Origin of the sequence: Nitrosospira sp. NRS527, from assembly GCF_018406445.1 — a bacterium.
Classification (GTDB): domain Bacteria; phylum Pseudomonadota; class Gammaproteobacteria; order Burkholderiales; family Nitrosomonadaceae; genus Nitrosospira; species Nitrosospira briensis.
Genome location: NZ_AP024515.1, coordinates 2,764,967 through 2,783,761, shown reverse-complemented (window position 1 = coordinate 2,783,761; position 18,795 = coordinate 2,764,967). Strand labels below are relative to the sequence as shown.

Sequence of the window (18,795 nt, the reverse complement as noted above, 5' to 3'; positions counted from 1 at the left end):
TTAGCCCTAACTCCGCTGAGTACTCCAAGCGGGGAGAGATTTCTTCTCACGCAGGAATTCTTCGATCTTGTCCGTTGTGACGCCCGGGCTGAATAGATATCCCTGCATCTCCTCGCACTTAAGTCTTCGCAAAAGATCGGCTTGCTTAATCGTTTCCACTCCCTCGGCAATAACACGGAGATTCAGTGAATGTGCTAGAGATATGATTGCAGAAACGATGCTAAGATCGTCTGGATTGGTATTCATATTGATAATGAAAGCGCGATCAATTTTCAGGACATTAACTGGCAACTTGGCAATATAGCTGAGCGAAGAATAGCCGGTACCGAAATCGTCAATAGCGATCTGAATATTCATATCTCGAATAAGGCTAAGCTTCTCGATATTAGCCTCTATGTCGTTCATGATTACACTTTCAGTGATCTCGAGTTGCAATCCGACCGAAACTTCCCCTGCGTTGCGCAGCACATCCGCCACCATACTAACAAAATCCTTTTGCTGTAACTGAATTGCCGAGACATTCACTGCAATTACTGGGGGATTCAACCCTAAGGATTTCCATTTCTGTGCGTCCGATATCGCTTTGCCCAGCGCCCAACGGCCCGCTTCCAGGATCATCCGGGTTTCTTCGAGCAAAGGAATGAAGCTCAGTGGAGGTATCAAGCCATTTTCCGGATCCTCCCAGCGCATCAATGCCTCCAATCCGCTGATTTTTCCATTTTCAAGATCAATTTTTGGCTGGTAGTGCAGCACCAGCTGTTCCTGCTCCAGCGCTTGGCGCAGCCTGGTTTCGAGTTTCAGTTTTTCTTTAACCCTGGCATGAAATTCGGGAGCGTAAAACAAGTGCTTATCGGAAGAAAGCTTTGCTTTTTTCAGTGCCGTTTCGGCATTTCTCAAGAGTGTATCGGTATCTCGGCCATCGGCGGGATAGGATGATGTTCCCGCTCTGACGGAAACGCGCAATTCCTGCCCAGCCGTCAGGAAAGGCTGGTTCTGAACCTCAAACAGGAGCTTTTCCAGAATATGGGCAATATCAGTGCTTTCCTCTTCATGTGTTCTCGCAATAGCAAAATAATCCGCAGAAAGATGAGCAAGAATGTCTGTTTCTGAAAGCAGTTGCTTCAACCTTTTTGCAAGCTGACGCAGGAGACTGTCACCTGCCCCGTGGCCGAGTGATTCATTAATACTGCTGAACCGCTCAATATCGAGGACAATTACAGAAAGCATCTTGTGATCGGAAGAGACGGTCTGGATTCGTTGATCGACCCGATCCAGAAATAACGCTCGGTTCGGCAGATCGGTTACAGCGTCGAAAAAAGCGAGATAATTGATACGCTCCTCTTTTTTCAGGTGATCCATTGCAAACGAAATGTCACCCGCCATTTCGATCAGCAGAGTCATTTCCTCGTCGTCGAAGAATCCTGTCTCCCGTGCATAGAGCGCCAGGATGCCGGCAAGTTGTCCATCAAGGGTTAGGGGTAACACCGCCATGGAAAGATAATCGTCGTTCGGCGGTTGGACGTGTGAGCTTTGCTTTCGCCGGTAGGCATTGAGATCGTTGCAAATGGCGGGTTTGAGATGTGTGATCACGTCCCCTATCAAACAGGAGCCCCCTGGCGCATCCACCACAGCGGCCAGATCGAGCCGGGACAGATAGCCATCACCTCGCCTCGCCTTAGCCATCGGCGTAATTTTTCCCGTATTGGCCTCGAACATCCCGATCCACGTAAAGACAAACTCACCATGGGTTGTTGCAATACGGCACGCTTCGTCGAAGAGTTCCTGTATTTCACGGACGCGCACAATAGTCGTGTTGATGCCGCTTAATACGCTATAGATGCGGTTGAGCCTGACTACCCTGGCTTCATATTCCTTGCGTCGGGAGATCTCTGCCGTTAATGCCGCGGTTCGCTCCTCGACCAATTTTTCCATGTGTTCATGCAATCGGGCGCGTTCCAGTGCGACGCTTACCTGGTACCCGACCCCATAAAACGTGTCCAACTCATTGTCCTTGAACTGCTCTTGTTCCAGGCCCAGCACATTCATGACGCCCTGGCTCTGATTGCCGCTCCACAACGGTATGCTCGCATGATAGCAAGGGAGAGAGGCATGGTCTCCATGTTGGATAAGATGCTCACACTGTAAAATTTTTGGAGCGTGGCTGAACTCTCCAGAGAGCAAAAGGCGACGGCATTCGCATAGTGCCTCTATGCTCTCCGCAGCTAATGATACCGGTACGTTCCGCGCACCAGCCAACCTGACCCCGCTGCGATCCCACAGATAAAGCCACCCTGCCTGGACTCCGGGCAGTTCCACCACGTACTCGAGTGCTTTTTCGCAGACCTCGCGCTCGGTTACTGCCTGATTCAGACCCTCCGCTATCTGATACAGTCCGTGGAGCAAACGATTCGAGTGTGTCAACTCAAGTTGCCGTGCATTTAGCTCATAATTGAGGTGGACCGCATCCTCGTAGATCGAAATCAATAGATCCACGATCTGCTGCCGTTCGGTTGTGATGAAATGTTTTTGCCCGCCGAGATAAATCTCCATTCCCATTTGCATCTTCTGGCTCTTGCGCAGTTCGTGGCTCATCAGCAGGTAGTCGATGCGATCAAGAAGATACTGGTCGTCGTATGGCTTACGGATAAAATTGTCAGCGCCGGATTCCAATCCTTTCATGATGTCCCTGATGTCGGACAGGGAAGTAAGCATAATCATGGGAATATCTTTGAGCTGTGCGTCCCGTTTGATTTCGGCGCATAGCGCAAACCCATCCATCTCAGGCATCATCACATCGCTGACAATCAATGCCGGTTTGCACCGCCGGGCTGCCGCAAGAGCCTGCTTGCCATTGCCTGCGGTAGTAACTTTAAAGTTATTTTCCTCAAGCAGATATCTCAATTTTTCTGCCTGGGTAGGGCTGTCCTCCGCGATAAGAATCTTGGCTTTCCGGGCGTCGTGGGCTGAAACATCATGAGCCAAACTTCATTTCTCCTCTATCGTTTACCAGGTCCGTCAACACTGCCGCAATCTTTTGCAGAGGTAAAATCAGCGTCGCTGCATCTAGCTTGATGGCCTCGCCCGCCATACCGTGGACGACAGAACTGTCCTTGTCCTGCGCGAATGTGATCGAGCCTTTCGCCTTTAGCATGTATAGCTCTTCCGCTCCGTCCCGGCCCATGCCCGTCAATAGGCCGGCAATGGCACCATGGCCGTACACGTCGGCAACCGACCGGAAAAGATAAGAAATTGAAGGCGTCAACCCATGCTCGGGCTCATCCTTGGTCAACACAATCCTCCCGTCGCTTCCTACTTTCATCTGGTATTCGTCAGGCGCAACATAGACATGTCCCGGCAGCGGTAATTCGCCCTGCTTGGCAACATGAACAGGGAGGCTGGCCGAATTCTTCAGCCATTCAACAAATCCTTCTATGAATCCTCCCGCCATATGCTGGACTATTAAAATAGGCGCAGGGAAATCCTTTGGGAGTGCCCGCAGAATAGTTTCGAGCGCGGGCGGGCCACCAGTAGAAGCACCCATGACGACAATTTTTGTTTGTGCCGCTCGGGGCAACGAAGAGATGCTTGTCTGGCACGGGGTCTGGAAGGACTTCCGCATACGCGACCAGCGCCGCACTACCTTTACTTCAGACATCAGTTTTACGACCTGTATCAAATCCCGAGCCGTTGCCTCATGATCTGGATTGCCGATGCCGGCAGGACGGCGTAGAACCGCGAGTGCGCCTGCGTCGATCGCATCAAACGTTGTCACAACCTCTGTGGGATCTGTGCTGCCGCTCACGATTACAATGGGAGTCGGTTGTGTCTCCATGATCACTCGCGTTGCCTCCAGCCCGTTCAACTTCGGCATATGGATGTCCATGGTAATTACGTCAGGTCGATGACTGCGCAGAACATCGAGCGCTTCCTCTCCATCACAAGCGGTGGCGATAACCGTGACGTCAGGATCCGAGTTGAGAATGTAAACCAGGAACTCTCTTACTACAGGCGAATCTTCCACTACTAAAACTCTGATCATGGCGAGGAACTTATGCCCCCGAGGCTGATAAGGCGCCGGATGACCTCCAGTAAATTGCTCTGATCGAAATTGCTCTTCACGATATACGCATTCGCACCAGCCTCAATGCCGCGCTCGCGATGATTCTGTGAATCCAGTGCTGTTACCAGTACCACGGGCAGCCCCGGTAATTGCTTGTCAGCACGTATTTTGGTTGTCAGAGCAAAGCCGTCCATACGTGGCATTTCAACGTCGGAGACTACCAGGTCGAACGCGCCTGTTTTAAGAGCGGTATATCCATCAACCCCGTCGACGGCTGTGGTCACACGATAGCCCGCCGACTCCAGTATATGTTTGAGCAGCGTCCGCGCAGTAATGGAATCCTCCACCACTAAAATAGATTGTTCACTTGACGTCTCATGCTTTTCAGCCGATAAACGGCGAGTAGGAACGCGTACTGCGGCCGACGGCGAGACCGCCGACTTCAGCAGATCAGGTACATCGAGTACGGGCGCCAAAAGGCCAGTCCCCACTACACATACACCTGTGACGTTCCGTACGCGCGTCAATGGCCGGACGAGTCCTTTGATTAGAATCTCCTGCTCACCAAGAATCTCTTCCACCAGAAATACAATGCGGCCGAGACCTGAGCCGAGGACTACAGCTGGTGTGGTGCGCGCGTCAACCTCTGCAACGCGAGGACGCAATTCCAGTATGTCACTCAGCCAGACTAGAGAAAGCGGTTGTTCGTCAACCAGAATCGTTTCACGGTTCTCCATAGTCTGAATTTCGCTATTCGCGATGAGGAGCACCCGTTCAACGCTATTTGAAGGAATAACAAAAAGCTGTCCCCCGGCATGAACAAGGACCCCGCGGGTGTTTGCCAGCGTTAGCGGCAGTAAGATGCGGAAAACGGTTCCGGTATCAGCATTTGACGTGACCACGATGCTGCCACCCAAGCCTTCAACCTTTTCACGTACAATCGCAAGTCCGAGCCCGCGTCCGGAGATATCGGTTACGATGGGGCTGGTGGTTACCCCGGACTGAAAAGCCAGCGCCATTAATTCGACCTCTCCCAGCTGTTCCATCTCCTCTGGGGATACTACGCCAAGCTTGCGAGCTGCCGCTTTTACCATCGCTACATTGATCCCCGCACCATCATCGGTCACAAGTATCTCCGCCGTACCGCTATCGCTCCGTGAGCATGAAAAAGTGATTTTTCCGTACGAAGGCTTGCCTTTAGCTAACCGTGCCGCCGATTGCTCGATGCCATGATCAATGCAATTACGTACCAGGTGGATAAGAGGGTCTCTCATCTCTTCCAGGATATGCCGATCAATTTCCATCTCGCCTCCGCGAATGACAAGCTCCAAGCTCTTGCCCTGCTCGCGGGCCAGATCCCGGGAGAATCGGGGCAGGATGTCCAGAAATGTCGAGAAAGGCAGTAACTGCATCTCTTTGACATCCTGAAGCAGATAATCCGTCATGCCGGCCAGGGTGCGGTGATCCTGCTCGGCTGCCCGTTGCAGCCTCGCCAGCTGGCTCTCAAGCGCCTTCATATGGAGCGGCTCGGTATCCAGGTATTTGAGCAGCTTGGGAAGCTCATGCTTTCCTCGAAAGGTCCGGTTATCCTTAAGACTGAATGTCAACTCGCGATCAACGATACGCATTGCCGATTGGATTTGCAGCCGCTGCTTTTTCCATGTGGCAAGTGCCGCACTGACCTCGCTTAGTTCCTTGGCACGTTGTCCCACCCCCAGTCGCGGCAGCAGTAATTCCTCAACCTGACGCAGAATCGCTTCGAGTTTTGCAATAGGTACCCTGATTGTCGCGGATGCATGGCTCGCAGCGGACGCCGCTCTCTGTGCAGCCATATTGGAACCTGATTCGGTTGACTCATCGGAAGCAGCTAAAGGTAAAAGCGGTGCAGCTTGCGGCGCCTCGGTATGGCTAGCAAGCTCATGCAATGGCCTCTTCAGTATATCGTCAAGCTGTCGCATCATTTTGGGCAACAGAGACTTTTGCGTCCCGGACATACTGCCATCTCCAGCAACCAGTCCGCTTAGCGCATCGATTGTTTGAAGCAGCAGATCAATCAGCGGTGACGATATGGCAAGACTTTTATCTTTCAGCGCCGAGAAGACGTTTTCCAGAGATCGGCACACTGCTTCTATCTGTGTAAAGTTCACAGCCCGGGCGGCACCTTTCAAACTGTGAGCGCCCCGCAATATGGCCTCAATGATATCGGCCCCACGTGTATCCAAAGGTTTCTCTTCCAGCGCAAGCAGCCCGGACGACATAGCCTGGAGATGCGCATCTGCCTCAACCCGAAACATTGCAAGAAGCCTCTCCAGGAGCGCATCATTTTTGCTGGTCATGGATTTTTTCCATTCGCTCTATCTAACAATCCTGCCGCCTATCAGGGTACTCAGTTTAGCCCCCATTTCATACAAACCCTGCGCTGCCAATTCTGCCTGCCGGGTGCCCGCAACATTCTGCTCGCTTGCCTGCTTGATATTGATCATGGCCGTCGCCACCTGATCCATGCCAACCATTTGCTGCTTACTTGATGCCGCGATCTGGGTGGCTGCCTGCGCGGCCTCGCTAATGCTGGCCGAGAGCAGGCGGATTGCTTCATCAGTCTCGGTGGATTGCTTGACGCCCGCCTCTACAGCTTTATTGCCCTGCTCAGTAGCGAGTACCGCAACATTAGTGGCCTTCTGAATATCGCCTAATATCGTGCGCACCTGCCCGGTTGCTTGCCTGGATTGCTCGGCCAGGCTTCTTATCTCCTGGGCCACTACGCCAAAACTCTTACCTTGTTCTCCAGCCCGGGCTGCCTCAATTGCCGCATTCACCGCCAGCAGATTGGATTGCTCAGCCAAGTCGTTGACTGTTGCGATGATTTCGCCAATGGCGTGGCTCTGCTCAGAAAGATGCACAATGCTCTCGGCTATGGATTCCATCTGTTCCTGAATGCGATGCATTCCACTAATGGCTTCCTCCACCGATTTACGGCCAGCCTGCGAGACGTTGGAGGCTTTCTGCGCACTGTCCGAAACAAATTTGGCTTTCTGACTTGCCAGTTGCGCCGTTTGTTTGACTTCTTCCACAGTGGCGGTTGTCTCGCTCACGGCGGCTGCGGTCTCAGCGGCACCCGAGGCAACCTGGGAGGTGGTAGAAAGAATCTCTGCTGAAGACGATGACAACTGGGCGATGCTTTCGCGGAGCTGCCGGGTAATAGTACGACTGAGATGGACGCCGATTGTTACCCCGACTAAAACAGCAAATAAAGAAACAACTGCTAATGTAATGGTAAAAAAACTGACTTTATCCGCAAGCTCAATTTTTCTCCTTTCCAAAAGTACAGTTTGTTGCTCATAGAAACGCTTGGCTTTATCGATGAGCGCAAGGCTGAGCGGGCGAAACGTGTTGATCACGAAAGCTAATGCTTCCTCGGATTTTTGCTCGAGCGTGAGCTGAATGACTCCCTGTTGAGCGCGTTCCAATTGTTCATGCAGAGATTCCATGTCGTCGAGCAGATCGGTCTGCTTTTCTCCACCCATCACACGCCGCATTTTGTCGAAGATTTGCTTGAACTGGCGATCATTGTCTTGCAGGAGCAACTGGTTAGCCTTCCGGAGCTCTGGATAGAGCAAAATTCCCCGGACGTACGTCTGCTGCGCAAACCCCGCGATCCGAAGCTCGTTCGCGCTCTCCATCAGTCGCTCGTCCACGCTTAGGAAATGTTCGTAGGCCACCTGTATCTGATTGAGTGCATAGAACGCAACAACCGTCGAGAGTGCAAGCAGGGCCAGTATAAGCGCGTAGCCGCCCATAATTTTTTTACTGATGGTCATATTGTTCCCTTTCACAGCTTCAATTTTTTATCATCTCAAGGTGTCGCCTGCCGTGCTTCTGTTTGAAATTCCAAGCTTTTTCGTCTCCTGCTTGGCTCACTCGGTTACTTGTTCATCTACGAAGATGTTCTCATCAAGGAGGAGCTTTGCCGCATCAAGAATCATCAACGGCTTTGAAGTCATTCCCTTGAGATAATTCTTACGGATACCCGTGAGTGTGGGCAGAGAGGGCAGGATGTCGGTTACCGGGATACGGCGCATATCGAGAATTTCGTCCGCCAGGATGCCGAAGATTATTTTTCCTGATTTCAGTACGATAATTTTGTTGACGTTGGTTAATTCCTTTTCTGGCAGTTCGAAAAACACCTTTAGGTCAATAACCGGGAATATCTGCCCTCTCAGATTGACCATACCTAAAACAAATGCCGGCGTGCAGGGCAGCGGCATTATGTTTTCCACGCAAGCAATCTGGGTGATGAAGTGCGATTCGATTGCATAACTTTCATTGCTCAGCGTAAATTCCACTACCTGAGTGCCTTCGCTTGCGGCGCCTTGCTGCAATGCTTCCTGTGCCAGTGCCAGTGCCCTCGCTTGCAGGATCCGCTGCGTCTCTTCGATGGAAGGTGTCCACATGCGTTCGACCGCTGCCCTTGCTGCACTCAACCGCCGCTCGACCTCAAGAAAACTCGTACGAACCGGTTTCTTTTTTTTTGGGAACACTGGCGCGTTAGTTGTCAATGCTTTGCTCTTTATTTCCTGGCAATCCGGCGAATTTACTTGTCCGCATAGATGTAATGATTTGGGTGAGTCGGCCAGCGATTAACCCCTCTGATTCCGGCAGAATTGCGTGGGATGGGTACGAAGCCAGCAGCAATAACGCGTTGTCCAAATGACGTTCTGCCTCCCGGCTTTTGCCGTGCGACAAACACAGGTTACCCAATGCAAAGTGGGCGAGCACAAGGTCCGGATCAAGATATAGCGTCCTCATCAGTGACTGCATCGCGTCCTCCACTTGTCCGAGTTCCTGCTGAATTGTGGCGAGGAGATAATAGGCTGCCGGCTCAAGTTTATTTGCCGCAATTGCTTCCTCGCACCGTCTGGCGGCCTTGGTAAGATCGCCTCGATTGGCATAGAAACGGGCTGATTGGCAAAGCACCTCAAACTCCTCCCTCTCTGGCTGGTCTGTAACGGGGTGAGCAGTAAGCGGTTGTTCAACCAGGTCAGTTACCACAGGCAATTCTGCCGCCGCCGAGCGTTTGAGGGTGGAGGTTGTGAACCGACCCTGGACACCAAACGTGTGCGTTAAAGGTTTCTGGACCCTGCGTGAGATATTTGGTAACGCGCCAGAAAATCGGCACTCAACCATATTTCTCCGCGACTCAGGGCTTTCAACTTTTTGATAGAGAGATGCCCCGGGAAACGCCGTGGATTTAAATTGGGGGAAGAAATCGTCGGACATCTCCACCGGGCTTACAGCCAGCCATCCATTACTCACGAGAGACCGGTGAAAGTTCTGTCCAATTCTCCTAACTCCTTCCGGACTGAAATACATCAGTACGTTCCGGCAGAAGATGATATCCATCGCACTCCTGTTACTGGCGACTGAGGGATACACGTCCTCCGCCAGATTCAGGTAGGAAAACGTCACCCTTTTTCGGATATGCGGCAATATCTCGAATAGTCCATTTTTTTTTCGTTTGAAGTAACGCTCCTTAATCCAGTCCGGTGTAGCCCGAAAAGACCATTCGCTGTATAGACCCTCCGCCGCTTTGTCCAGGAATGCGGGGTTGATATCAGTAGCCAGGATGGTCGCATTCCATTCCCCGTCATGCTGGAACAAGCGATCGAGAAGCATAGCAATGGTGTAGGGTTCCTCGCCTGTGCAGCAACCCGCGCTCCAGATACGTAATTTTCGGTTACCGCGTTTGCACATACGCATCAATTCGGGAAAAATACGTCCCTCAAGTACATCCAGGCCTCTCTGTTCCCGGAAGAAATAAGTCTCGCCGACGGTCAAATGACGAGCAAGTATTTCGATCTGTCGGCGCGTCAGGGAACTGGAAAGGAGTTGGAGGATTCCTGATTCAGTGTCCTTCATGCCAAGCTCCTGTGCTGCGAATGCAATTCGGCGCTCAAGATCATCCCAGCGCTTTTCCGGGTAATACAAACCCATCTTCATCTCAAGCAATTCGCTTAGCTGTGAGAGCAGCAGATGGGGAAAGGTGATTTGCATATCTGTCTCAGGTGGTACCAAGCGCCAAATTCAAAGCCTTTTCTTCATCCAAGGAAAGGAACTCGCCAAGATTGTGGATAAAAACCAGTCCATCCTCGAGTTTGATAACGCCATTTAGATATTTGATTCCCGGAAGGATAATATCTGTTGAGATCAGGCGATGCTCAAGACCTTCAATGACTCCCGTTACTGCGTCCGCCATCAGCGCCACAGGACGCCGTTCGGTATGCGCAAAAATCAGCTGATCAGTCAGCAAGGCCTCACGCTTTGGCAGCTTAAAAAGCTGACGGACATTGACAACAGGGATAACTCGGCCCCGCATGTTAACGACGCCAAGCACGACACTCGGTGCACCCGGTAACGGGATTATATTAACCATGCGCGTGACGCTGTCCACCGTGGACAGATGCAGGGCATACCCCTGATTATCGAGAATAAAAACCAGGTACTGGTTATCCATCACTGCTTGTGAATCACTCTGTATAGGAAATAGAACAGGTTACAAAGATTTCCGGCGCCAGACGCTCATATCGGTCCTCGACCTGGATTAATGAGATAGGGTTGGGGGCGCGCCAAATTAGTCTTGACCTGAGCCATAGGTTGCGACTGAGACTGACTAAATGTTTCGGCATCGAGCTCGCCATTACTACCGGAGTACTCGGGGAGACAAGCTAGGCAACCTTGCGAATTATTTTGCTATTAACGCCAGATCTGCTCTGGCAAACAGTGATTCTTCTGTCGTAGTTGGCGCTGCTCTTTGATCCATCTGACTGCTATAGCATATTTGAAAACAATTGCCATTGCTGGCCTCACTTTTTATGGTTGATGACCGTCCTATGAGACTACATATTGATGAGTTTTAATAGCTGTAGAATTTTACAGGTAGGGATATTGAAATGCGCGCTGCAACCATTCCTCAAGGAGGTTGCATGTTGCCGGAGTAGCCACCGATTGAGTCGGACAGGGACCGCTGATGACACGGAATAGCCTCATGCTTGGCGATATACCGATCCGCAAAGCTCCAGGATAGAATTGGGCGCGCTTCTAGTCGGCTTCTATGACGAGGATAAAAAACTGCGATAGGCAGACAAGGTCAATGCCAGTGATCACCAGTTGGCGGACAACATCGCTGTCAACTTGGCATCGGCTAGGCCCATCTTGCGATAAACGCCTGGTTGCAGCACTTTTTCCTTGCCGTGAAGTGTGTAGCGAAATTGGAAGTATTTGGACCCCTTGGGGCGCACCAGCAGGTTCAGGGCATTTTCATCACGCAGCTTGCGTGACTTGTCCCCTGGCTTGGGTTGTGGACTTCAATTGCGGATAGGAGTCCTAAAGCCATAACGGGTAAAAACTTCTCCGGGTAATTTTTTACCCGTACTTATACCCATACGTCAACATGAGCCAGAAGGCAATTCTGGACGCTACTTCATAAAATACTTAATTGACACCAGTCCTTAGACTTAGAGATTACAGACTCTATCCTGACATTGTTTAATGAACGGACTGAGTCATGACCAGTTAGAGAATCGGATACGTTCAGTGAGCTTTACCCGTAAGCTTCTCAGTCAAGTAGACAGTTCAGAAGTAGTTCCATCCGGATGTTCACGATGCTCAACGCTTTTGCCCATGTTGCTAATCCCAACAGCACCATCATGGTGATTCTAAAGTGGTATGCGTGGAACGCTTGTTTCTCATGGAGAGACAATACCGAGGATTGTACAAGACTTGCGAATGTCCATTTGAGATCAGTTAGCAGAGAGTGTGCTGGCCTTCGTGGCGTTGTTATTGCGAAGACATTTGAAAAGGTTCATAGAGTTGCAGCTTCATCCCAAGTGGCGATAAGATTGCAGCCGTCTTCATCACGTCACCGTGCTACTCAACTCTTTCGGTGACAATGACGAAGACATTAGCTAAAGTTAAGCTGCACGACCAAAGATTCCAAGGACTGCCCTATTAATCGTATCAGGGACTCTTGGCTTGACCACAACATTTAATTGGCTACTGACGCCTACATCGAAAAACCATCCATCATCTCCAGAGGCACCGGATACTATATACTCGCCTGCCCGGAGGTTTTTTAGGGGGAAACTGAAACCGTGTTCATACCAGTTCTCATCGTTCTTCCGGTAACGTTTCTCTCCTAAATCCTGTATCTGATCAGAAGGATCTACCCGTGCAAACGAGCTCGTGAGATCGTCCTCCGACCATGCCTGAAACAAAATCCTAGCCTCATCGACTTGCTCATTTCGGCCCACAATCCCGCCACCCTCCAAAAGTTCAAGTTGATTATTCTTGTTGACCATTTGATTCTTTTCCTTTAACGCGTTTTCGTACAGCTTTGTTATATCGTCCTTAAGACCCGCCCATTGTCCGGTAAATCCGTGATATACCGCGGCCACAGTATTTATAAGAGCATCCCATGAAATTGCGTCAGTTACATCAGGATGAGCATCTGCCCCATTCAAAATTAATGGCGGACCAATTTGATTCGATTCTCGGTGAAAGGTAATAAACATTTGCGAACGCATGAATTTCTCCGTTTTAGTATATTTAGAACGCGAAGTATTTCGATTGAACGACTGGTCCAACCACTCGCCCGTGCAGTCCCTTTAGAACGAGGAGCCGTTTGCGATCGTTTCATTCTGTTCACGAGCCTTGGTTTGCAGTCATTTTTCTTTATAGAGAAGTTTAGGGATAGAGCAAGTAGGATGAGAAAATTTTTTCGATATCCTTGTACCCTTGATAACATATTTTATCAACTGCCTCCCACCCCCATTTGTGTAGCCTCCCGGCTACGGCTCTGTTGCAAAAAATAAGAAGCGAGGTGCACCATTGTATTTTTCAGGACATCCTCAAATGTCAGATTTTAAGTGGCGTCATTTCCGTGGTGAGCTGATTCTGGGTTGTGTCAGGTGGTATTGCAAATACGGGATCAGCTATCGTGATTTGGCGGAAATGATGCTGGAACGTGGTCTTGATGTAGATCATACGACGCTCTACCGTTGGGTTCAGCATTACGCGCCCGAAATGGAAAAGCGCCTGAGGTGGTATTACAGTTGGCGGGTGGATGAAACCTACGTAAAAGTAAAAGGGGAGTGGACGTATCTCTACCGGGCACTTGATAAAAAAGGCTATACGATTGATTTCTATCTCTCCGCTACTCGCAATACTCAAGCTGCCAAACGTTTTCTGGGCAAAGCCCTGAAATCCACGAAACCCTGGGCGCACCTCGGTGCTATCAATACCGACAAGGCGCCCGCTTACAGGTCCGCCATTACCGAATTAAAAACGGAAGGAAAGTGTCCGCCGGATACCGTGCACCGGCAGGTCAAATACTTGAACAATATTATCGAAGCTGATCATGGCAAGCTCAAACGCTTGATAAACCCGGTGCGCGGCTTTAAATCGATGAAAACAGCCTACGCCACCATCAAAGGTTTCGAGCTCATGCGGATGTTTAAGAAAGGGCAGCTGGACATTTGGAAATTGGGCCAAGGCCTCATAGGAGAAATCTGGCTAATTGAAAGGCAATTCGGTATCTACAGGGGCTCTGTTGCAAAAAATAAGAAACAGCTATATTTTAATTTTTAACTAAATATTTTTTAACAGTAGTGTCCGGTTAAATCAGTAATGAGTGCGCAGAGATCGAGCTCTGGCGCGGCTTTTCAAGCAAATTACTTTGGTGCCGATTTGAAATCAACTGGTTCATATTCGAGTAGCTTTCCGAGATTGATTCCTCGGGAGGTAGCTTATGAATTCGGGCAAGACGATGTTCGCGCAGATCATGGAGTTTGTGCCATGGACGAGCTTTACCCGCATTGTGGCGCGTCACGGCGGCGATTCGGGGGTGCGGCGCCTGAGTTGCACCGAACAGTTCCGCGTGATGGCGTTTGCGCAACTGACTTATCGCGAGAGTCTGCGCGACATCGAAGCCTGTCTTTTGGTCAATCAGTCCAAGCTGTACGGCATGGGCTTTCGCACGCTGGTCAGGCGTTCCACGCTGGCCGACGCCAACGAAGGGCGCGATTGGCGCATCTGGGCCGATCTGGCGGCAGTGCTCATTCGCCGCGCGCGCAAGCTCTATTGCAACGACAGCTTCGGTGTCGAGCTTGCCAACACTGTCTATGCGCTGGACGCCACTACTATCGACCTGTGCCTGTCGCTGTTTCCCTGGGCGCCGTTTCGTTCCACCAAAGCAGCGGTCAAGCTGCATACGCTGCTGGATTTGCGCGGCAGCATTCCTGCCTTCATCCATATCAGCGACGGCAAGACCCACGAGGTCAGTGTGCTGGACATGCTGCCCGTGGAAGCCGGTGCGTTCTACTTGATGGACCGGGGCTATCTGGACTTCTCCAGGCTGTACGTTTTGCATCAGGCTGGCGCTTTCTTCGTGACCCGCGCCAAGCGGGGCATGAATGCGCGCCGGGTGTATTCGATGTCCACCGACCGGGGCACAGGCATGATTTGCGATCAACGCATCACGCTCAACGGCCACTATTCTGCCAAAGCCTATCCCGAACAGTTGCGGCGCATCCGGTTCAAAGATCCGGAGTCCGGCAAGACGCTGATGTTCCTGAGCAACAACACGGCATTGCCGGCTTCGACCATCGCCGCACTGTACAAGAGTCGCTGGCAGGTGGAACTGTTCTTCAAGTGGATCAAACAGCATCTGCGCATCAAGCACTTTATCGGCAACAGCGAGAACGCAGTGAAGACGCAGATCTGGTGCGCCATCGCCACCTATGTGCTGATTGCCATCGTCAAAAAGGAGCTGCAAATTGATGCCTCGCTCTACACTTTGCTACAGATTCTGTCGGTCTCAGTATTCGAGAAAACCCAGCTACAGCAAGCCTTCGCAGGCATCGACAACATTTCCGAACAGACTGACCTCAATAACCAACTAAATTTGTTCGACTTTTAACCGGACACTACTGATTTTTAATAACTTTTAAATTCACTTTTTATCAAAAATCATTTTTTGCAACAGAGCCGAAAATATGGCCCAGTTCATCAACACCAAAGAAAGCATCGTCACCGAAGCCATCGATGGTCTGGTCGCGGCGTCTGGCGGTAAGCTGGCGCGGCTCGACGGCTATCCGCATATACGGGTGGTCGTACGCAATGACTGGGACAAGTCCAAGGTCGCGTTGATTTCGGGAGGCGGATCGGGCCACGAACCGGCACATGTGGGTTTCGTCGGGGAAGGGATGCTGACGGCTGCGGTGTGCGGCGACATCTTCGCCTCGCCGACAGTCGACGCGGTACTGGCAGGCATCCTTGCCGTGACGGGATCGTCCGGCTGCCTGCTCATCGTCAAGAATTATACCGGTGACCGATTGAATTTCGGGCTGGCGGCCGAACGCGCTCGCCAGTTTGGCTTGAATGTCGAGATAGTCATCGTCGACGATGATGTGGCGTTGCCCGACTTGCCCCAAGCCCGCGGCGTCGCCGGCACGCTTTTCGTGCACAAGATAGCCGGCGCGTTGGCCGAGAATGGTGCCGACTTGGCGCACGTCGCCGCGGCCGCGCGCAAGGTCGTGTCAAAGACAAAAAGCATCGGCATGTCGCTAAACACCTGCACCATCCCAGGTTCGCCAAAGGAGGATCGCATCCCGCCCGGCATGGCCGAGCTTGGGCTTGGCATCCACGGTGAAGCCGGGGTCGAGCAGGTCGAGTTCAAGGACGCGAGCGAAGCTGTCGCTGCCATGGTCGAGCGCCTGTCAGCTGCAATGGAAGAAAAGCCGCATGTCGCTATGGTCAACAATCTCGGCGGCACGTCGGTCATCGAGATGTCGATCATCCTCAACGAAATCCGGCGGTCAGCGATTGGCGAGCGGATAACCCACGTCATCGGGCCAGCGGCCATGATGACATCGCTCGACATGCATGGCTTCTCGATTTCGGCCTATCCTGCCGACGATGCCGAGATCGCCCTGCTCAAGCAGCACACGCCGCTGGCGGCATGGCCACGGGTCTCCCGGCTAGGCCAGGTCACGATTCAGGCGCTTCCGGACGGCCTGACGGCTGTCGTTCCGATGCCCTCGATGCACAAGCCGACCAGGGAGTTCCTGACCAGTTGCTGCGAGGTTCTGATCGCCGCCGAGAACGACCTCAACGCGCTCGACGCGAAGTCAGGCGATGGCGACACTGGAAGCACGCTGGCCGGCGCGGCACGCGCCCTGATCAGCGCCGTGGACCGATTGCCGCTTGCCGACCATACCCAGCTCTATCGAGCCATTGGCTTGGAGCTTTCCCAAACCATGGGAGGCTCGTGCGGTGTGCTCCTCGCGATCTTCTTCGCCGCAGCGGGCGATGCCGCCTCAAGCGGCTTGCCAATGCGCGAAGCGTTGCAGGCCGGGTTGCGGAGAATGCAGGAGATCGGTGGGGCACGTCCGGGTGACCGCACCATGGTCGATGCCCTTGCGCCAGCCCTTGATGCCCTGGAAGAGAGCCTGCCCGAGGCGGCGAAAGCCGCGCGTGCGGGTGCCGATCGCACTGCCCACATGAGCAAGGCGAATGCGGGCCGCGCTTCCTATGTCAATGCCAAGCATTTGATCGGTCACGCTGATCCAGGTGCTGAGGCGGTCGCGCGACTGTTTGAACACTTGGCCTAATTTTAAATTGTAAGCATCTATTTATAACCATAACATATTTTATGTGTGATGAATTAGGACAAACCCCTCGGTCAGTTATTATTGATAAAATACGTTATCAATAAAATAATGGGAGCGTGCGGCGCGAGCCAGCAAGACGAATCACCTCCTGCCTGATTGCTTCCGCTACCGATTTTCGTCCCTTGTATTTCCCTGCCGCCCTGGCCTTGAGGACATCTTCCCTCTGACGCTCCAGCATCATTTCCCGCTCGAATTGAGCGATGCCTCCTAATACAGTCAACATCAGTTTTCCGGTGGGGGTGCTCGTATCCATCCCCAGGTTAAGAACCCGTAAGCCAGCGCCCTTTCTTTCCAGCGCCTGGATGATTCTCATGAGATCGGGAACCGATCTGGCAAGCCGGTCGAGTTTGGTGATCACAAGAACATCACCTTCCCGCATGAACTCCAATGCCGCATCAAGCTGTGGACGAACGCAACCGATGATGTCTGTTCACGGAAGATTTTTTGACACTTGACGCCTTCAAGTTCTCTCAGCTGCGCCTGGAAACCCGCAGTTTGATCGACAGTTGATGCGCTGGATAACGGGGCGGATATTGCCAAGGTACAGGAGTGGCTGAGGCAGACAAACTTATCCTGGCATTACTTTAACTCAACAATTCTGCGCAGGGTATGCGCTGCACCCATGCAGTACCTTTAGCAGTTGGTGCGGAATGTTAACGAGGAAATTATTCCATCATGCTAGAGCCCGACCCGCTGACTGAACCGCCCTGGGTTTCATGGAGGCTGTTTGGTTTAAGTTAGACTTCTACCGTGGTCCTTTCGGCCAGTTGCTGATAATAGTTTATCCCAGCTTCAGCGGGCGGAATGTAACCGATAGGTTCGAGTAACCGGTGGTGGTTAAACCAGGATACCCATTCCGGGGTCGCCAGTTCCACAGTGGCCTTGGTTTTCCAGGGTGCTCGGCGATGGATCAGCTCGGCCTTGTACAGCCCGTTGACTGACTCAGCCAAGGCGTTGTCGTAGCTGTCTCCCCGACTGCCTACGGAGGGCTCAATCCCAGCTTGGGCAAGACGTTGCGTATAGCGAATGGAGATGTATTGCGATCCTCTGTCGCTATGATGCACCAGAGCATCGGCTTGCTCGGGCTGGCGAGCGTAGAGTGCCTGCTCCAGGGCATCGAGCACGAAATCCGTGTGCATGGAACTGCTCACGCGCCAGCCCACGATGCGCCTGGAAAATACGTCAATCACGAAGGCTACATACAGCCAGCCCTGCCAAGTCGAAACATACGTGAAGTCTGAGACCCAAAGCTGATTAGGACGATCCGCTTTGAACTGCCGGTTGACCCGGTCCAATGGGCAAGGTATTGCCGCGTCGGCAATCGTGGTTCGCACAATCTTGCCACGCCGCACGCCTTGCAGGCCTTGGCGTTTCATGAGTCGCTCTACCGTGCAGCGAGCCACATGGCGACCTTCACGGTTCAGTTGTCGCCAGACTTTGTCAGCGCCGTAGACCTGCATATTGGCTTGCCAAACCCGTTTGATTTCTGGATGCAGCATGTCATCACGCCTGGCGCGAGCACAACGCAATGCAGGATTCCTCTGCTGTGCGGCATAGCGTCGATAGCCTGATGGGGCAACCTGCAACACCTTGCAGATCGGCTCGACCCCGTAGGCATCCCGATGCTGGTCGATAAACTGCCTCAGGACTTGAATCGGCGGTCGAGCTCCGCCTGGGCGAAAAAAGCGCTCGCCAGTCGCAGAATCTCGTTGGCTTTGCGCAGTTCTCGAACTTCGCGCTCCAGCGCTTTTATCCGGTCGCGCTCGGCGCCGGTAACGCCATCGCGCATGCCAGTGTCAATCTCGTGTTTACGGACCCAATCATGCAAAGTCTGGGGAACACAACCGATCTTGGGCGCAATGGATTCAATGGTTGCCCACAAGGATGGATACTCGCCACGGTGTTCGAACACCATGCGTACCGAACGCTCACGTACTTCAGGGGAAAACTTGTTTGATTTCTTCATGGCTCCATTTATATGGGCGCCTCCCGTTTTGCAAGGGACTTCGA

Annotated in this window: 14 protein-coding genes and 1 other annotated feature; of the genes, 3 read left to right on the top strand and 11 right to left on the bottom strand. The window is 52.2% G+C overall.

Features of this window, described 5'->3' with window-relative positions:
- Window positions 1-6: 6 nt before the first annotated feature.
- From KJS40_RS12430 to KJS40_RS12390, 9 genes are all read right to left on the bottom strand, one after another.
- Entirely contained in the window at window positions 7-2,982 is a 2,976-nt protein-coding gene (locus tag KJS40_RS12430; protein ID WP_213538189.1) for an EAL domain-containing protein, read from the bottom strand.
- Entirely contained in the window at window positions 2,972-4,039 is a 1,068-nt protein-coding gene (gene cheB / locus KJS40_RS12425) for a chemotaxis-specific protein-glutamate methyltransferase CheB (RefSeq protein WP_213538186.1), read from the bottom strand. Before cheB ends, KJS40_RS12430 begins: the two co-directional genes overlap by 11 nt.
- Window positions 4,036-6,396, bottom strand: a complete 2,361-nt coding sequence (locus KJS40_RS12420; RefSeq protein ID WP_213538178.1) for a response regulator — start codon at window positions 6,394-6,396, stop codon at window positions 4,036-4,038. Before KJS40_RS12420 ends, cheB begins: the two co-directional genes overlap by 4 nt.
- Before the next feature lie 18 nt (window positions 6,397-6,414).
- Window positions 6,415-7,878, bottom strand: coding sequence for a methyl-accepting chemotaxis protein (locus tag KJS40_RS12415; RefSeq protein WP_213538176.1), 1,464 nt, complete (start codon window positions 7,876-7,878; stop codon window positions 6,415-6,417).
- Window positions 7,879-7,974: 96 nt separating this feature from the next.
- Window positions 7,975-8,616, bottom strand: a complete 642-nt coding sequence (locus KJS40_RS12410; protein WP_244859594.1) for a chemotaxis protein CheW — start codon at window positions 8,614-8,616, stop codon at window positions 7,975-7,977.
- Window positions 8,606-10,111, bottom strand: a complete 1,506-nt coding sequence (locus tag KJS40_RS12405; RefSeq protein WP_213538174.1) for a protein-glutamate O-methyltransferase CheR — start codon at window positions 10,109-10,111, stop codon at window positions 8,606-8,608. Before KJS40_RS12405 ends, KJS40_RS12410 begins: the two co-directional genes overlap by 11 nt.
- A 7-nt stretch (window positions 10,112-10,118) precedes the next feature.
- A complete protein-coding gene (locus KJS40_RS12400) occupies window positions 10,119-10,571 on the bottom strand; it encodes a chemotaxis protein CheW (protein WP_213539846.1) in 453 nt (150 codons plus the stop codon).
- Window positions 10,572-11,217: 646 nt separating this feature from the next.
- The gene (locus tag KJS40_RS12395; protein WP_213538172.1) at window positions 11,218-11,355 is read right to left on the bottom strand and encodes an Arm DNA-binding domain-containing protein; all 138 of its coding nucleotides are present in this window, start codon (window positions 11,353-11,355) and stop codon (window positions 11,218-11,220) included.
- Between the two features lie 672 nt (window positions 11,356-12,027).
- A complete protein-coding gene (locus tag KJS40_RS12390) occupies window positions 12,028-12,639 on the bottom strand; it encodes a hypothetical protein (RefSeq protein WP_213538170.1) in 612 nt (203 codons plus the stop codon).
- Between the two features lie 328 nt (window positions 12,640-12,967).
- Here KJS40_RS12390 and KJS40_RS12385 point away from each other — a divergent pair, with 328 nt between their 5' ends.
- From KJS40_RS12385 to KJS40_RS12375, 3 genes are all read left to right on the top strand, one after another.
- The gene (locus KJS40_RS12385; protein ID WP_213539845.1) at window positions 12,968-13,702 is read left to right on the top strand and encodes an IS6 family transposase; all 735 of its coding nucleotides are present in this window, start codon (window positions 12,968-12,970) and stop codon (window positions 13,700-13,702) included.
- 160 nt (window positions 13,703-13,862) lie between these two features.
- Window positions 13,863-15,032: an IS4 family transposase gene (locus tag KJS40_RS12380; RefSeq protein WP_213538168.1), complete on the top strand. Its 1,170-nt coding sequence runs from the start codon at window positions 13,863-13,865 to the stop codon at window positions 15,030-15,032.
- A 76-nt stretch (window positions 15,033-15,108) separates the two neighbouring features.
- The gene (locus KJS40_RS12375) at window positions 15,109-16,725 is read left to right on the top strand and encodes a dihydroxyacetone kinase subunit DhaK (RefSeq protein ID WP_213538166.1); all 1,617 of its coding nucleotides are present in this window, start codon (window positions 15,109-15,111) and stop codon (window positions 16,723-16,725) included.
- A gap of 97 nt (window positions 16,726-16,822) precedes the next feature.
- On the opposite strand, the gene KJS40_RS12370 is transcribed toward KJS40_RS12375, so the two are convergent.
- On the bottom strand, window positions 16,823-17,164 hold the full coding sequence (locus KJS40_RS12370) for a recombinase family protein (RefSeq protein ID WP_213538164.1): 342 nt from the start codon (window positions 17,162-17,164) through the stop codon (window positions 16,823-16,825).
- Between the two features lie 358 nt (window positions 17,165-17,522).
- Window positions 17,523-18,751, bottom strand: a protein-coding gene (locus tag KJS40_RS12365; protein ID WP_213538163.1) for an IS3 family transposase whose coding sequence is annotated in 2 segments (ribosomal slippage) — window positions 17,523-18,472 and window positions 18,472-18,751 — 1,230 coding nt in all. Because the reading frame shifts where the segments join, the coding sequence is not laid out codon by codon here.
- Window positions 18,357-18,473, bottom strand: a sequence feature (AL1L pseudoknot). (Overlaps the previous gene by 117 nt.)
- Window positions 18,752-18,795: the final 44 nt, after the last annotated feature.

What these genes read in the sequence shown, in the direction of transcription:
- KJS40_RS12405 (WP_213538174.1), bottom strand. Translation starts at nt 10,111, where the DNA reads ATGCAAATCACCTTTCCCCATCTGCTGCTCTCACAGCTAAGCGAATTG.
- KJS40_RS12375 (WP_213538166.1), top strand. Translation starts at nt 15,109, where the DNA reads ATGGCCCAGTTCATCAACACCAAAGAAAGCATCGTCACCGAAGCCATC.
- KJS40_RS12390 (WP_213538170.1), bottom strand. Translation starts at nt 12,639, where the DNA reads ATGCGTTCGCAAATGTTTATTACCTTTCACCGAGAATCGAATCAAATT.
- KJS40_RS12380 (WP_213538168.1), top strand. Translation starts at nt 13,863, where the DNA reads ATGAATTCGGGCAAGACGATGTTCGCGCAGATCATGGAGTTTGTGCCA.
- KJS40_RS12370 (WP_213538164.1), bottom strand. Translation starts at nt 17,164, where the DNA reads ATGCGGGAAGGTGATGTTCTTGTGATCACCAAACTCGACCGGCTTGCC.
- KJS40_RS12420 (WP_213538178.1), bottom strand. Translation starts at nt 6,396, where the DNA reads ATGACCAGCAAAAATGATGCGCTCCTGGAGAGGCTTCTTGCAATGTTT.
- cheB (WP_213538186.1), bottom strand. Translation starts at nt 4,039, where the DNA reads ATGATCAGAGTTTTAGTAGTGGAAGATTCGCCTGTAGTAAGAGAGTTC.
- KJS40_RS12385 (WP_213539845.1), top strand. Translation starts at nt 12,968, where the DNA reads ATGTCAGATTTTAAGTGGCGTCATTTCCGTGGTGAGCTGATTCTGGGT.
- KJS40_RS12400 (WP_213539846.1), bottom strand. Translation starts at nt 10,571, where the DNA reads ATGGATAACCAGTACCTGGTTTTTATTCTCGATAATCAGGGGTATGCC.
- KJS40_RS12415 (WP_213538176.1), bottom strand. Translation starts at nt 7,878, where the DNA reads ATGACCATCAGTAAAAAAATTATGGGCGGCTACGCGCTTATACTGGCC.